We start from the raw sequence: 15,216 nt of genomic DNA on the forward strand, positions 1-15,216 counted from the left end.
CTACAACATGTAGGGATTCAAATACCATCGTCACCCCTTATATAGTGGTCAAGCACCTAAAAGACGAAAATCGAGCAAGGAGATAACAAGACGTGGGAATTACCGTCGTAAAGCGCAACGGACAGCGCGAGCAGTATGACGCCAACAAGATTAATTTGGCGATCGAAGAGGCCTCACAGGGTCTCGATGACTCCATTGCGTGGGTCACTCAGATTGCCTCGGAGCTCGAAATCACGCTATTCGATGGCATCTCCACTCAGCAGCTCGATGAAGCGGTCATTCAAGTCGCTTTGCAAAACGTGAAAGATGACCCCGCGTTCGACATCGTCGCCGCTCGTTTACTTCTCAAGACCATCTACAAGCGTGTACTGGGCGACTACACCACCGCCTCGCAACTGAAGAACTTGCACCGCGAGCACTTCGCCGCCAATATGATCCGCGGAGTCGAAGAGGGTTTGCTTGACCCTCGTCTCACCTCGCTTTTTGATCTCGACGCCCTGGCCGCGGAGATCGAGCCCATCCACGATGAGCTGCTCAAGTACATCGGTGTCGTCACGCTGAACAATCGCTACGGCATCAAAGGCCGCAATGGCGACCCCCTCGAGGTTCCTCAATATTTCTGGATGCGAATCTCCATGGGCTTGTCGCTCAACGAAGCGAACCCCACCGAGCACGCCCTCAACTTCTACCGCAAGATGAGCCAGCTCGAGTACTTGGCCGCCGGATCCACGCTGGTCAACGCCGGTACCATCTACCCTCAGTTAGCCAACTGCTTCGTCATGGAAATGCAAGACGACATGGAGCACATCGCCAAGACAACGCGCGATGTCATGTGGCTTACCAAGGGAACTGGTGGCATCGGCCTCTCGGTGACCAAGCTTCGGTCCCAAGGTTCGCCCATCCGTTCGAACAACACGACCTCCACAGGGCCGATCCCGTTCATGCACACCATCGACTCCATCCTGCGTGCGGTGAGCCGGGGCGGCAAGAAGTTCGGCGCCCTGTGCTTCTACATGGAGAACTGGCACCTCGACTTCCCCGAGTTCCTTGACCTTCGTCAGAACTCTGGCGACCCTTACCGTCGTACCCGCACGGCTAACACCGCCGTCTGGATCAGCGACGAGTTCATGAAGCGCGTTCAGAACGACGACTCCTGGTACCTCTTCGATCCCTTGGAAGTTGGCGATCTTAACGAGCTCTACGGCAAGGCGTTCTCTGAGCGCTACAACTTCTATGTGGCCGAGGCCGAAGCTGGTCGCATGAACATGTACAAGAAGATTGGTGCTCGCGAGCAGTTCAAGGCGATTCTGATTTCGTTGCAGTCCACCAGCCACCCCTGGTTGACGTGGAAAGACACGATTAACCTCCGAGCGTTGAACAACAACACCGGCACGATTCACTTGTCGAACCTCTGTACCGAAATCACGTTGCCGCAAGACGAAGACAACATATCGGTGTGCAACTTGGCATCGATCAACCTGTCGCGCCACCTCACGGCCGACAATGAGGTCGATTACCTCAAGCTCGCAGAGAGCGCCAAGTTGGCCGTTCGTCAACTCGACAACCTCATCGACATCACGCGTTCCTCGGTTCAAGAAGCTGACTTCTCCAACTCGCAGAACCGTGCGATTGGCCTCGGGCTCATGGGCTTCACCGACATCGTCGAGCGTCTGGGCTTCTCTTACGAATCTGAAGAGGCGTATGACCTCATCGACGTCATCACGGAGCACATCTCGTACGCCGCCATTGAGGCGTCCATCGAGTTGGCTCAGGAGCGCGGGGCGTACACGAACTTTCCCGGCAGTCGTTGGTCGCAGGGGCTTGTTCCTTTCGACAGCATTGACTTGGCCGAAGCTGATCGCGGCATCCCCATCACGGTAAACCGCAAGACCACCCTTGACTGGGATGCGTTGCGCGAGCGTGTGAAGGGTGGCATCCGCAATGCAACCCTGATGGCAATTGCTCCCACGGCATCCATTGGTCTGGTTGCCGGAACAACTCCCGGTCTTGACCCTCAGTTCTCGCAGATCTTCAGCCGTGCCACCAGCTCGGGTAAGTTCCTTGAGGTGAACCGCAACTTGGTTGTGGACCTTCAGAAGCTAGGCCTCTGGGAGCGTGTTCGCGAAGACCTGCTGCGGAGCCAGGGCGACGTTCAGAACATTGCGCTGATCCCCGATGATATCAAAGCGACCTACAAGACGAGCTTCCAGCTTGCGCCGTCCTCCTTCATTGAGGTTGCCGCACGCGCCCAGAAGTGGATCGACCAGGCGATTAGCCGCAACATGTATCTCGAGACGCGTGACGTCGGCGAAATGATGGGCATCTACTCGGCGGCCTGGGAGCGCGGCGTGAAGACGACGTACTACCTGCACATGAAGCCGCGGCACACCGCAGAGCAGTCGACTGTGAAGGTCAACAAGTCTGAGGACATTAGCAACAGCATGGGCGGCGCCAAGAAGGGCTTCGGCTTCGGTAGCGGTTCTGCTTCCGCTCCAGCCCCTCACTCGGTTTCGGCCGTGGCTAAGGCCGAGCCCTCCGTCCCTGCGCCAGCACGACGGGGCTTCGGCTTCGGTGCGACGGGAGGGAAATCATGAACGAGGAATACATCGTTCCGGTAGACCCGATGGACGAACTTCAGTGTGAGTCCTGCCAATAACAGTTTTGGCTCATCCTTTTCACAGCAATTTTTGACAGTATTTGTAGACCAATCAAGGAGAAATATTATGGGTATTCTCGGTACCGGCGTTGAACAAGGCTTGATGCTCAAGCCCGTCACTTACCAGTGGGCAATGGATCTCTATGACCAAGCCGTTGCGAACACGTGGTTTCCCAACGAGATTCAGCTGGGTGAAGACATTGCCGACTTCAAAAAGATGACGGATGAGGAACGCCACGCCATCACGTTTCTGATGAGTTATTTCAACCCCAACGAGCTGCTCGTGAACAAGGCCCTGGCCTTCGGCGTGTACCCCTACGTCAATGCTCCCGAGTGTCACCTCTACCTCGCCAAGCAGATGTGGGAAGAAGCCAACCACTGCATGTCGTTCGAATACGTCTTGGAGACGTTCCCCATCGACCGCGAGGAGGCTTACGGCTCGCACATTAACGTTCCCTCGATGGCGCGTAAAGAGGAGTTCGAGGTCAAGTTCATCAAGCGCATGACCGAGCAGACTCTCGACATCACGACCACCGAGGGCAAGAAAGATTTCGTTCGCAATCTGATTGCGTACAGCATCATTCTCGAGGGCATCTGGTTCTACTCGGGCTTCATGGTGGCGCTCAGCTTCCGCCAGCGCAACCTGTTGCGTAACTTCGGATCTCTTATGGACTGGGTCGTTCGCGACGAGTCACTCCACCTCAAGTTCGGCATCAACTTGATCCTCACGGTTCTGGAGGAAAACCCCGACCTTCAGACTGAAGAGTTCGCTGCCGAAATCAAGCAAATGATCATGGATGCCGTCGAGATGGAGGAGGAATACAACCGCGACCTCCTGCCCAACGGCATCTTGGGGCTGAACTCGAACTATATCAACCAGTACGTCAAGTACTTGGCTGACCGTCGCCTCGAGGAGCTGGGCTTCGAAGCCGAGTACAAGGTATCCAACCCCGCGAAGTGGATGGCTACCGCCAACGACACCCTTCAGTTGGTCAACTTCTTTGAGTCGACCAACACCAGTTACGAATCCAACGCCTCGGCAACGGTCGGCGCTCACTAACGAAGAGCGATTATTGCGGTCGAGTCCTATTACCTGTCTGGTCGTAGAGACTCGGCCGCATTTTTGTTTTAAATTCCGCCATTCGAAATGAAACCGTAACGAAATCCTGAGTAGGCTTCTCATACCGTCGAGACGAAGAAGTTTTGCAACCGTATGCTTTCTTCTGACTCAAAATTTATGACGCTTTCATCTTTCACCACAGCGCTCACTTCACCACCAAGAGAAAAGGGAAACACATGCGTAAGAGATTGGTCATACCGGCACTCGTTGCCATCACGGTTCTTGCCCTCACCGGTTGCGTTAACAACGCGACAACAACGGGGGCAGCGACCACGGCTGCTGCCATCGGTGTCGACTCGGCCGCCGTTGCGCTGCTTCCCGCTGACATCGCAAAGTCTGGCGTGCTGAGCATCGGCATTGACGCCACCTACCCGCCTAACGAGTTCAAGGACGCCAATGGTAACCCCATCGGTTGGGACGTCGAGATCGCTAACGGTGTTGCCGCGAAGCTTGGCCTCAAACCCGAGTATCAAGTGGCACAGTTCGCCAACATCATCCCCAGTGTTGTGGGCAACAAGGTCAACATTGGTGTTTCGTCGTTCACTGATACGGTCGAGCGCGAAGCTCAGGTTGATTTCGTGAACTACTACGAGGCCGGCATTATGTGGGCATCGGCCGCAGGTAAGACGGTTGACCCCAACAACGCTTGCGGGCTCAAGGTTGCTGTTCAGGCCACAACCTACGAAGACACCGACGAGGTTCCTGCCAAGAGTGCCGCCTGTGTTGCTGCGGGCAAGGCCCCCATCGAGAAAACGCAGTTCGATACTCAGGATGCCGCCACCAATGCCGTTGCCCTTGGACAGGTGGACGCTCTCAGCGCCGACTCGCCCGTCACGATGGCCGCTATTGCCAACACCAACGGCAAGCTCCAAGCTGCCGGTGTTTCCTTCGACGTTGCTCCCTACGGTATCGCCGTGAGCAAGACCGGTGGCCTCGGAAAAGCTATCCAAGCCGCACTTCAGTCCATGATTGATGACGGCAGCTACATGGCTATCTTGGATAACTGGGGTGTCGGGGATGGCGCAATCAAGACCATCACGATCAACGCGGCAGCCAAAGGCTAATGACCGATTCACGGCCCCAGGCCAAGCCTCTAGCGACGGGTTCATCCCCGTCGCTAGAGGCATCCGCTAGTTCTGGACCCATCCGGGCTGTCAAACTGAAACACCCATGGCGCAACGTTATTGCGGTCGTCATCATTATTTTCGCTGTTCTCTTTGTTCTCGATGCATCCCAACGAACCGCCTATGACTGGCCGTCGGTGGGGAAGTACATCTTTGACCGTCGAGTATCCGAAGCCGCATTGAATACTCTTCAACTCACGGTGTACTCGATGATCATTGCCGTCACTCTGGGCATCATCTTGGCCGTCATGCGCCTGTCTCCTAACCCCGTCTTCAAGTCGGTGGCCTGGTTTTACCTCTGGGTTTTCCGCGGCACACCCGTGTACGTTCAACTCGTATTTTGGGGATTGCTGGCCATCATCTATCAGTCGATTGACATCGGTATCCCGTTCATGCAACCGTGGGCGTCTTTTCAGACGACTGCAGCGCTGAACACGTTTACTCTGGCCGTCATCGGATTAGCACTGAACGAAGCAGCGTACATGGCTGAGATTGTTCGCGCGGGTCTGATGGCCGTCGATCGTGGTCAAGAAGAAGCAGCAACGGCCCTTGGTATGACCTGGTTTCAGACCATGCAACGCGTGGTCATTCCCCAGTCGATGCGGGTTATCATTCCGCCCACGGGCAACGAAGTTATCTCAATGCTGAAAACGACGTCGTTGGTGACCGCGGTGCCCTACAGCTTTGACTTGTATACGCGAACGCGCGACATTTCTGCGGAGACGTTCAACCCCATCCCCATGCTGTTGGTTGCCTCGATTTGGTACCTGTTCTTCACGTCAATCTTGATGGTGGGACAGTACTTCCTGGAGAAGCGCTTTGCCCGCGGCGTTGGCGACCGCAAGCCGGAAAAGAGTGAAAAAGTGAGCCTGGCTACGGGAGTGCTTTCTACCGTGCCGGATTCGACAGGCGCTCTTCCGCTGCCAATTGCCGACAAGAATGGAGGAGACTCACGATGAGCGACGTTTCTGCTGCTAGTCCGGCTACTTCGGTCGCTGCCACTTCAGCGGCAGTGCCGCCGATGGTCCTCGCCGAGCAAGTGTCGAAGAGCTTCGGGTCCAATGAGGTCCTCAAGAGCATTTCGTTGAGTGTGGCAAAAGGTGAGGTGATGTGTCTCGTCGGGCCTTCCGGCTCGGGTAAGTCAACTTTCTTGAGGTGCATCAACCATCTTGAGGTTGTCAACGGCGGGAGATTATTCGTCGATGGTGAGCTCGTTGGGTACACCCAGAAGGGTGACACTCTTTATGAACTTCAGCCGAAGCAGGCTGCTGCACAGCGTCGCGAAATTGGCATGGTCTTTCAGAAATTTAACTTATTCCCACACATGACTGCCCTCGAGAACGTCATAGAGGCCCCGATTCATGTCAAGAAGCAGCCCAAAGCGTTGGCAATCGCACGCGGAAAAGAGTTGCTTGACCGTGTGGGCCTCACCGATCGCATGGGGCACTATCCCGCGCACCTTTCGGGTGGCCAACAGCAGCGGGTTGCTATTGCCCGAGCGCTCGCCATGGACCCCAAGCTCATGTTGTTCGATGAGCCAACTTCGGCCCTCGACCCCGAGCTTGTGGGCGAAGTGTTGGATGTCATGAAGGGTCTCGCGCAGTCGGGCATGACCATGATTGTCGTGACGCACGAAATGGGCTTTGCCCGCGAAGTCGCCGATTCTCTGGTCTTCATGGACGGTGGCGTTGTGGTTGAGACAGGTGTTCCGCGCGAGATCATCGCCAACCCGCAGCATGCGCGCACCAAGGCATTCCTCTCCAAGGTTCTGTAGCGGGCGGTTCTCTCGGCGAACAACCTCCCGATCGCGTGAATTGAGAGCCGTGATCGGTGCGGTCCTGATGGGGTTAACCGTCGTGGGTGAGCACCTTACGAATGCGCTGCACCGAGATGGGCTCGGATGTGCCCAGGTTTTGGGCGAAGAGGCTCACGCGTAGCTCCTCGAGCATCCAGCGCGCGCGGGCAATGTGCGCGGGAGCGTGTTCCGGCAACGGAATGCGCCCACCAGAAGCTTCGAACAAGGTGAGCGCCGTCGCGAACTCCGCGGCGAGGGTGCGGTCGCGCCCAGGGTTCTCTTGCATCTTCTCGATGCGGGCGGTGACGGTGCGCAAGTAGGTGAGCAGGCGGGGGAGACGAGCCAAGCCCGCGGCACTCACAAAGCCCATGGGGAGCAGTTGCGCGATGTGCGCCTTCTCTTCCGAGAGCACCGCGAGGAAGGTCATGCTGTTGGCCTTCGCGATGGCGCGCTGGGCATCCCGGCTGGCGACAAGAATGCGCGAGACCTGGGACACGGCCTCAAACAGGGTGTCCATGATGATGCCCTGAACCCGATCGCGCAGGGTCTCAAACTCGGCCTTCTGAAAGATGAGGCCATCCGCTCGCATGGTGAACAAAACGTTATCGATGCAGGCGGCGATCGCATCGTCAATGAGGGCGTTGAGGTTGGCATACGGGCTCTGCGCCAGGATGAGCTTCTCGTTTTGGGTGAGATGCTCCTGCACATACTTGGCGGGGGAAGGAATAACGCCGAGCACGAGCGTGCGAACGCCCACGACATGAGCCCGCGCTTGGTCGATCTCGGTAGCCATGAGACGGATGCTAACCCCGGTCGCATCCTTCACCAACGCTGGATACGCGCGAACCGTGTTGCTGCCGTGCTGGGTATCGATAGTGCGGGGGAGTTCAGCGAAGTCCCACGTTGTGAGGCCCGAGCGTTCAATCGGGTTACTCACGCGTTCCACAACTTGGGCGACGGCCTCACGGCCGGGAACAGCCAGCCCGCGCTGCAGTGCCGCTAAGTTCTTGTCTGTGCCGAGATGTTGGCCACGCTCACCGATAACGCGGTAGGTCATGCGGAGGTGATCAGCGAGACGATGCGGTTCAAAGTCAAGGGAGGTGACAATGGCGCCACTGAGGCGCTGCAGGGTTGACGCCAGCACAGCGAGAAAGTTACCGGTGGGCTGCTCGGGGAGTGAGGCGAGTGCTTTGGCGGCCCAGTCCCCGGCCGGCACAACCTGACGGCGAATGGCTTTGGGCAACGTCTTGATGAGTCCAGTGATGAGCTCAAGGCGGAGCCCGGGAACCTGCCAGCCAAAGCTCTCGTCATTCAGGCTGGCCAGCAATGGAAGGGGAATCTCCACCGTGACGCCGTCATCGGCGCGGCCTGGTTCGAAGCGGTATTTCAGGCCCAGGCGTTGTTCACCGAGCTGCCACTGCGAGGGAAAATCGTTCTCGTCACCGACTTCCTCCTCATCTTCGAGCAGGTCGCTGCGTTTCATCGTGAGGAAGTCGGGGTTCTTCTCCCGTTGCTTCTTCCACCAGCCTTCGAAGCTGCGACTGGAGAGAACATCCGCGGGTATCAGAGCGTCATAAAAACGGTAGACAGCTTCGTCGTCGGCCAAAATATCGCGGCGGCGAGAACGCTCCTCCAAGTCTTCCAGCTCACGCCGCAGGGCGTTATTGGCACGATCAAAAGACTGTTTTGAATCCCACTCCCCGTCGACCAACGCGTGGCGAATGAACAACTCGCGGCACAGCGGCGCATCAATGCGCGAATACTGCAGACGACGGCGGACGACGATGGGCACGCCAAAGAGGGTGACTCGCTCGTATGCAACAACAGCGCCTTGCGTCTTTTCCCAGTGTGGTTCACTGTACGAGCGTTTGCAGAGATCTCCCGCGAGTTGCTCGGCCCATGCGGTGTCAATGGCCGCGTTCATGCGGGCGAACAGGCGACTGGTCTCCACCAGTTCGGCGCTCATGAGAGCCGTCGGGCCTTTCTTGGCCAAAGCAGAACCAGGGAAGATGACGAATTTTTGGTTGCGTGAACCGAGATACTCGCCGGAGAGTTGTTTGCGGGCTCCGGCGGCGCCGCCTGCTTGACTGCTGCGGGCATCCGGTTTCTTGAGGGTCTCGGTGGTTACCTTCAGCCCAATTTGAGAGAGCAGGCCAGAAAGGATGGAGCGGTGGATGCCATCGGGATCGACTTTGGCCTCTTCGAGGGTGATACCCAAGGGCCTACTGACCTGCTTCAGCTGGCGAAACACGTCTTGCCACTCGCGCACGCGAAGATAGTTCAGATATTCGCTCTTGCATAGGCGTCGAAAGGCGCTTGAACCGAGTTCGTCTTGCTTCTCCTCAAGGTAGTTCCAGAGGTTCAGCAATGAGAGAAAGTCACTGGTGGGGTCGACGAAACGGGCGTGAAATTGGTCGGCCTGCGGGCGCTTTTCGAGAGGGCGTTCTCGGGGATCTTGCACGGTGAGACCGGCGACAATGGCAAGTACCTCGCGTGAGACACCATGCTTTGCCGATTCCAGCACCATCCGGCCAAAGCGCGGCTCAATGGGCAGCCGCGAGAGTTCCCGGCCCACTTTGGTGAGCACAAGGGGAGCTTCTGTGGCCTTGGGTTCGGTGCGAGAAACTGCCTGAGCAGCTGCCTGGGCAACTGTCTGGGTAACCGTGACCGCGCCGAGTTCTCGCAGCAGGTCGATGCCATCTTTGACTCCGCGGGAATCCGGTGGCTGCAGGAACGGAAAGTTTGTGATGTCGCCGAGGCCCAGAGAGGTAGCTTGCAAAATGACCGAGGCAAGATTGGTGCGCAAAATCTCGGGGTCGGTGAACTCGGGGCGTCGGCCAAAGTCTTCTTCGCTGTACAGCCGAATCGCGATGCCGTCGCTGGTTCGACCGCAGCGGCCCGAACGTTGATTAGCACTCGCTTGCGATATTGCTTCAATGGGAAGGCGCTGTACCTTGGCCCGCGGACTGTAACGGCTCACGCGGGCGAGCCCGGCATCGATGACATAACGGATGCCCGGCACCGTCAACGATGTCTCCGCCACGTTGGTGGCCAAAATGATGCGACGTTTCATGCCCGGCATGCGCGAGGTCTGAAAGACGCGGTGCTGATCGGCGGCGGAGAGGCGGCCATACAGGGGCAGGACCTCGGTGCCGGATGACATGCGCCCAGCCGTGATATTGCCGGCGAGGGCCTCCTGGGTGTCGCGGATCTCGTTCTCGCCCGAGAGAAAAACGAGCACGTCACCGGAAGCCTCGCGCTCAAGCTCGTTGAGAGCCGAGACGATTCCATCGACATAGTCCGAGGCCGAGGGTTCGGCGGTCTTACCCTTGGGGCTGTCATCGTCATCCGGGTCATCGGTAGCCATGCGTTCGGCGACCAAGGGCCGGTACCGAATCTCGATGGGGAACGTGCGTCCCGAGACCTCGATGATGGGCGCATCGTTGAAGTGCGCCGAGAAGCTGCCGGGGTCGATGGTGGCCGAGGTAATGATCAGCTTGAGGTCGGGGCGTTGGGGAAGAAGCTGCTTGAGGTAGCCGAGCAAAAAGTCGATGTTGAGGCTGCGCTCGTGCGCCTCGTCGATGATGATGGTGTCGAAACGCTTCAGCGTGCGATCGCGCTGCAGAGCGTTCAGCAGAATGCCATCCGTCATCACTTTGATCTTGGTGTCGGCACTCGCCTGATCGGTGAAGCGCACTTGATACCCGACGAGGCCACCGAGTTCAACACCAAGCTCTTCTGATAGGCGTTCGGCGACCGCGCGGGCGGCGATACGGCGGGGCTGGGTGTGGGCAATAGCCGTGCGCCCCAGCTCGAGACACATTTTGGGCAGTTGAGTCGTCTTACCGGAGCCGGTCGCCCCCGCGATGATGATGACCTGGTTTTCTTCGATTGCGCGCAAGATTTCTTCGCGCCTAGCACTGACCGGCAGATCTTGCGGGTACGTAATCTTCAGTTCGGTCATGGGTACTTCAATGTTAACGCGCCAAAAGCTATCAGGTCTGCTGGCTACGGATCAATAGGTCGGGGGTCGAATGCCTCCGGGCGCACCAAAAATAACGGGTCTGACCAGGATTTCTTCTGGAATGTGGTCGGGCCTGTTGTGGTTTTTGCCCACATTCTGTCCACACTTCAAAATATTTGGGGCCGATTCTGGGCCGAAAATCGACCAGTCCGACACATCGGACCACAGTGTTTGTCTGGGTTTTGATCTAGCGGGTGACGTTGACCAATTGACCCTTGGACAGCAGGTGATCCCAGGCGAGGCGTCGCTTAAAAATCGCTACAGATAGAAGTACTTGCATGCACCAGCACGCGATAGCGCGAGTACATGGACGCTAGCGGATGCGATCGCGAACTCGAACCGCGGACAGCGCTGTGAATACGATGGCGACGAGCGCGAGCAGACCGATCGCGTACCAAGTCGGCACGGCCCAGCCGGCCACAGTTAGGTCGATTCCGTAGAACTCGTTCAAAGTGTCAGTTGCCGTCACGGTAGATCCGACCAGACTCGATAGTGAGTCGGCTGCTAGCGATTGCCTGAGGAGCATCGCGCTCTGTGCGAACGGGAAGGCACTGAGTGTCGAGCGAACCGCTTCCGGGATCAGCCCCAACGGAATGTAAGCACCGGCGACGAAGCCCACCGCGGTGCCGACGATTGTGGACACAGCTGAAAAGGCCCCGTTGGTGCGGAGGAACGAGACTACGAGTGCCCACATCGCTGTGAATGCAGCTGTCGAGAGCAGAACCGACCCCAGGGCGCTGGCTACTTCGGGCACCCCCGGAACGACGCCACTGACGAACCCCAAATACAGCAGCCCGAGTGCGAGTACGAGCACCGTCATGACCATGCCAACGGCGAATGCGGCGAGAAGGTATCCCAGGACCAGTTGGCTGCGTTTGATGGGTGAGACCACAAAGTCTCGGAATCGGTTAGATCCTGCGTCGTCCATGAATACGGACAGAGCGCTGAGTGGAGTGGTGATCGACGAGAGTGCAACAATGCCGCCGAACATCCAAGCGTCGACAAAACCGTGCACCTGGCTAAAGTCAGCACCAGGTGCGCGATTGACGATCGATGCAACCTGCAATTCGCCGAGAAACAGTTTGTAGAGCAGGAACAGGATGAGCGGGCCCAGCAGCGAGAAGAGGATGCTGAGCGGATCCCTGACGTAGATGAGCAGGTTGCGTCGGGTGAGCGTTATGACGATGTTCATCAGGCTGCCTGTACTGTGTGGCCGGTGAGCGAAAGGAATACGTCATCCATCCGCCCGTGTCGAAACTCGAAATCGAGAATGGAGTCGCCCCGTTCGATGAGGATCCGGCGGGCCTGCGATGCATCGTCGACGTGGACTTGCTCGGCACCGGCGATTGTGGTGAGGGTGAGGACGCTCGAGCTGTGTTGAGCACGCAGTTCGGCTGGGGTCCCTTCCGCTATGAGGTGGCCGTGATCGATGATCGCGACGTAATTGGCCTCCTCCGTCTCCTCCATGTAGTGGGTGGTGAGAAAAACAGTCAGGCCAGTGCGCTCGCGCAACTCGTGGATAGTGCGCCACACGAGTTGGCGGCTCGCCGGGTCCAGGCCGGTCGTGGGCTCGTCCAGGAAAAGAACCTGTGGGTCGTGAATGAGCGCGCGGGCGATGTCGACCCGGCGCCGATGGCCACCGGAGAGCTTTCCGTACCTTCGGTTGAGAATCTCGTCGAGCTGCATTGTCTCGGCAAGCTCAACAATCCGTTCCCGGATGGCCGTTTGATTCCCAAGGTATGGAAGTCCGCGAACCATGAGATTCTCGCGCACCGTCAGACTGTCGTCTAGGAGAGAGTCCTGAAACACCACCCCGATTGTCCGCCGAACCGCCTCGCCTTCGGAGGCAACGTCGTGGCCGCCGACTGAGAGTCGTCCTGCGTCAGGGCGAACCACCGTCGTGAGGCAGGCGATCGTGGTTGACTTGCCCGCGCCATTCGTCCCCAGGAATGCGAACACGCTGCCCTGAGGCACCGCGAACGACACGTCGTCTACGGCTGTGACGTCGCGGTACTGTTTCGTCAATCCGGCGACTTCAACGCTTGATGGCATCGGAATCATTTGTGTCGAGCCGGAACGGTGGGTACTCGTCGCGCATGAACGCGACATAAGCCAGGACTCGATAGAGCCATGTGTTGATTCCGATGAGCAGGTCGAATAGTGGTCGAGGGTATCGCCCCGTGAGTAGCAGAAAGATGCCGGCGATGACCGTCAGCACGTTGAGGACTGAGAAGGCTCCTGAGGTGACATACGTTGGCTGGGCGAATGAGAGTAGATCGCCCATGATGAGGGCGACGATCACGAGATGGGGCACCGCCATGAACCATTTGAGCGGCACCAGCCCCTTGGAAGGACGGGGGTCGTAGGCGACATCGAAGTTTGCGGGGTAGTCTGCTCGAGGAGCGAGGCTGAACGGCGGGTACTGGTCGGTGCCCAGCCCTGCATAGACGTAGAACCCCACTCGCCAGTTCCAGCGCAGAATGCCGACATTGAGGTCGAATAGCCTGCGCGGGTAGTGACCGGTGGCAACTATTGCGATTCCAGCGAAGAGAGTGGTGAGAATGAATGGAATCCACAGCGCCGCGAGAATCACGAAGTGAGGGATAGCGAGGAACATCTTGAATAACCAGAGCCACCGGGAAAGATGGGGGTCGAACTCGCCGATGAGGCGAACCTTGTCAATTGCGGGTGTAGCTGTCGTGGTCATATCTTGTGAATCCTTCGTTTAGGTCAGTGTGGTGAAGCAGGGCAGGGACGGCCAGGAGTGCGGACGCGAGAGGTGCTGCGAGGGCGGTCATGCGGTCACCCTGAGTTGGGTATTGCCGAGCTGGTGACGTGTGCGCCGACGGATGACGAGTTCAGCGACCGTGAGGTTGATGACCCACGCCGCACCCATCAGAGTGGTGCGTGAGATCTCGTGGGTGGAGCCGAAGATGATCGACCCAGGGATCAGCACGATGGCCTGGGTGCCGGCGCCGATCCCTATCGCGTAGGCCCGGGTCATCCATGCGCTGTGCAAGACGATTTTCCGTTGGGAGATCGCGCGGACGCCGAGGATGATGCACGCGATCATCGCCGCGCCGAAGACGAGTCGCAATATCACCAGGACGTCGCCGTCGCCGGCGGGGTGAGGGTAGAACGCGGCCATCCACATTCCGGAGAGTGCGGTGAGCAGACCCGCGGGTATGAGGATGCAACCGGCCATCCGGTGCCAGCGAGCTCTGCTTCGCCGTAGGGCTGGCACGAACTGGAGGGCGCCGAGAAGGCTGAAGATCGTGACGCTCACGATGTGGGCGATGACTGGAACGGGTGAGTCCAGGAAACGTGAGTTGGCTGGAGTGGGGAGCACGTTCCCCGTCAACTCAGTGAGTCGCATCACGCCCGCGAGGATCGGGATCAGTGCGAGCAGGATGAGGCCGGTCGGGGCTAGCCATTGACCCCGGGGTCCTCTCACTGCCACCGCGGTCGCGATTGTGGTCATGATGTTGCGATCCGTGAATCAAAGCGCGGGTCCTTCATCGGGTTCTTCTTTCGAATTGTTGGTGACATTGAGGGAGATCAGGGTTACGCCGAGGTCTCCGACGCGTCTGAGTAGACCGTGCAGGGCAGCTTGATCAATCACTGGACCGGTGAGGATGGTGGTTCCGTCGCTCTGGTTGGTGAGCGTGAATCCCTCAAACCAATCGCTCCAGCGCTGGTCAAGCTGCCCGCGGAGGCGAATCTCGTATCTGCCGGGTTCGGCGTCGCCGTCGGCTGGTGGGTGGGTCATCGCCGTGGGTCCGTCGAGTTGCACGAAGTCAGCAGGCGGTGATCCGGTCGGAGTCGGTGGACACGGTCAGTTGCGAAGGGTTCGTGCGGCTGTTCGTCCAGAGGGAGTAGCCGAGCCAGATCAGGGCGAGGCCCATTGGTACAGCGGCCATGCGCTCGAGCGTGTGAGGTAGCAGGGCGCCAGCGATGGGAGTCACGACCGCTGCGACGATGAGGAGGATTCCCGCTCCGCGGGAGAGCAGGCGAGCTCGGATGGTGGCGATGCCGAACAGCAGGGCGCCGCCGACGTAGAGGATGGCACCGACGTTCGGCAGTGCTGCAAGTGCGCCGAGGTTGGTCTCGGCGGGATAGCGTCCGAATAGGCCAGCGAAGTCGACCGCGAGCTGGGGCGCATTGATCGCAATCAGGGGTGCGATTAATGCTTCGGCGAAGTTAAACGATGCTTGCAGAATGAAAAAGAAGCCGAACATCACGTATCCGATGAGGCCAAGGATGCCGACCATTCGTGCTTGGTAAAGATAAAGGCCGGTCACACCGATCAGTGCGAGCACTGCTTCGACGAAGCTGAAGACATGGACGTTCGCCCACGCCTGCGTGGAGAGGGACTCAATGACGTCAGACGGGTGGATGAACTGGATGACGACGTAGGCGACGCCTGCGAGTGCTGCGGCGACAGCGGCCGCACGAGTGAGGGTGGTCGAGGTGATGCTCATGGCGGTTCTCCGATGC

Annotated in this window: 12 protein-coding genes; 5 read left to right on the forward strand and 7 right to left on the reverse strand. The window is 58.5% G+C overall.

Annotation, left to right across the window (positions count from 1 at the left end; genetic code table 11):
* Positions 1 to 92 precede the first annotated feature (92 nt).
* The 5 genes from FB555_RS00545 (at position 93) to FB555_RS00565 (ending at position 6,674) form a co-directional block, all read left to right on the forward strand.
* Entirely contained in the window at positions 93 to 2,594 is a 2,502-nt protein-coding gene (locus FB555_RS00545) for a ribonucleoside-diphosphate reductase subunit alpha (protein ID WP_182483506.1), read from the forward strand.
* Positions 2,595 to 2,723: 129 nt separating this feature from the next.
* Entirely contained in the window at positions 2,724 to 3,716 is a 993-nt protein-coding gene (locus tag FB555_RS00550) for a ribonucleotide-diphosphate reductase subunit beta (protein ID WP_182483507.1), read from the forward strand.
* Between the two features lie 236 nt (positions 3,717 to 3,952).
* Entirely contained in the window at positions 3,953 to 4,840 is an 888-nt protein-coding gene (locus FB555_RS00555) for an ABC transporter substrate-binding protein (protein WP_182483508.1), read from the forward strand.
* The gene (locus FB555_RS00560) at positions 4,840 to 5,859 is read left to right on the forward strand and encodes an amino acid ABC transporter permease (protein WP_182483509.1); all 1,020 of its coding nucleotides are present in this window, start codon (positions 4,840 to 4,842) and stop codon (positions 5,857 to 5,859) included. Before FB555_RS00555 ends, FB555_RS00560 begins: the two co-directional genes overlap by 1 nt.
* Before the next feature lie 62 nt (positions 5,860 to 5,921).
* Positions 5,922 to 6,674 carry an amino acid ABC transporter ATP-binding protein gene (locus FB555_RS00565; RefSeq protein ID WP_182484222.1) on the forward strand — a complete coding sequence of 251 codons (753 nt, stop codon included), beginning with the start codon at positions 5,922 to 5,924 and terminating at the stop codon, positions 6,672 to 6,674.
* Positions 6,675 to 6,747: 73 nt separating this feature from the next.
* Here the strand turns inward: FB555_RS00565 and hrpA are convergent, their stop codons facing one another.
* From hrpA to FB555_RS00600, 7 genes are all read right to left on the reverse strand, one after another.
* Positions 6,748 to 10,659 (reverse strand): ATP-dependent RNA helicase HrpA, encoded by a 3,912-nt coding sequence (gene hrpA, locus FB555_RS00570; RefSeq protein ID WP_182483510.1) that lies wholly within the window; start codon positions 10,657 to 10,659, stop codon positions 6,748 to 6,750.
* A 373-nt stretch (positions 10,660 to 11,032) separates the two neighbouring features.
* Positions 11,033 to 11,911: an ABC transporter permease gene (locus FB555_RS00575; protein WP_182483511.1), complete on the reverse strand. Its 879-nt coding sequence runs from the start codon at positions 11,909 to 11,911 to the stop codon at positions 11,033 to 11,035.
* Entirely contained in the window at positions 11,911 to 12,771 is an 861-nt protein-coding gene (locus FB555_RS00580; protein WP_182483512.1) for an ABC transporter ATP-binding protein, read from the reverse strand. The genes FB555_RS00575 and FB555_RS00580 overlap by 1 nt, the downstream gene beginning before the upstream one ends.
* Positions 12,755 to 13,426, reverse strand: a complete 672-nt coding sequence (locus FB555_RS00585; RefSeq protein WP_182483513.1) for a DUF4389 domain-containing protein — start codon at positions 13,424 to 13,426, stop codon at positions 12,755 to 12,757. Before FB555_RS00585 ends, FB555_RS00580 begins: the two co-directional genes overlap by 17 nt.
* 87 nt (positions 13,427 to 13,513) lie before the next feature.
* On the reverse strand, positions 13,514 to 14,200 hold the full coding sequence (locus FB555_RS00590) for a DUF2306 domain-containing protein (protein ID WP_182483514.1): 687 nt from the start codon (positions 14,198 to 14,200) through the stop codon (positions 13,514 to 13,516).
* A gap of 18 nt (positions 14,201 to 14,218) precedes the next feature.
* Entirely contained in the window at positions 14,219 to 14,488 is a 270-nt protein-coding gene (locus FB555_RS00595) for a hypothetical protein (RefSeq protein WP_182483515.1), read from the reverse strand.
* A 28-nt stretch (positions 14,489 to 14,516) separates the two neighbouring features.
* Positions 14,517 to 15,200 (reverse strand): hypothetical protein, encoded by a 684-nt coding sequence (locus FB555_RS00600; protein WP_182483516.1) that lies wholly within the window; start codon positions 15,198 to 15,200, stop codon positions 14,517 to 14,519.
* Between the last annotated feature and the right edge of the window lie 16 nt (positions 15,201 to 15,216).

Source organism: Alpinimonas psychrophila (assembly GCF_014137865.1).
Classification (GTDB): domain Bacteria; phylum Actinomycetota; class Actinomycetes; order Actinomycetales; family Microbacteriaceae; genus Alpinimonas; species Alpinimonas psychrophila.

Coding starts and splice junctions, on each gene's coding strand:
- FB555_RS00575 (WP_182483511.1), bottom strand. CDS start 11,911: ATGAACATCGTCATAACGCTCACCCGACGCAACCTGCTCATCTACGTC.
- FB555_RS00550 (WP_182483507.1), top strand. CDS start 2,724: ATGGGTATTCTCGGTACCGGCGTTGAACAAGGCTTGATGCTCAAGCCC.
- FB555_RS00595 (WP_182483515.1), bottom strand. CDS start 14,488: ATGACCCACCCACCAGCCGACGGCGACGCCGAACCCGGCAGATACGAG.
- FB555_RS00565 (WP_182484222.1), top strand. CDS start 5,922: ATGGTCCTCGCCGAGCAAGTGTCGAAGAGCTTCGGGTCCAATGAGGTC.
- FB555_RS00600 (WP_182483516.1), bottom strand. CDS start 15,200: ATGAGCATCACCTCGACCACCCTCACTCGTGCGGCCGCTGTCGCCGCA.
- FB555_RS00590 (WP_182483514.1), bottom strand. CDS start 14,200: ATGACCACAATCGCGACCGCGGTGGCAGTGAGAGGACCCCGGGGTCAA.
- FB555_RS00560 (WP_182483509.1), top strand. CDS start 4,840: ATGACCGATTCACGGCCCCAGGCCAAGCCTCTAGCGACGGGTTCATCC.
- FB555_RS00555 (WP_182483508.1), top strand. CDS start 3,953: ATGCGTAAGAGATTGGTCATACCGGCACTCGTTGCCATCACGGTTCTT.
- FB555_RS00585 (WP_182483513.1), bottom strand. CDS start 13,426: ATGACCACGACAGCTACACCCGCAATTGACAAGGTTCGCCTCATCGGC.
- FB555_RS00580 (WP_182483512.1), bottom strand. CDS start 12,771: ATGCCATCAAGCGTTGAAGTCGCCGGATTGACGAAACAGTACCGCGAC.
- hrpA (WP_182483510.1), bottom strand. CDS start 10,659: ATGACCGAACTGAAGATTACGTACCCGCAAGATCTGCCGGTCAGTGCT.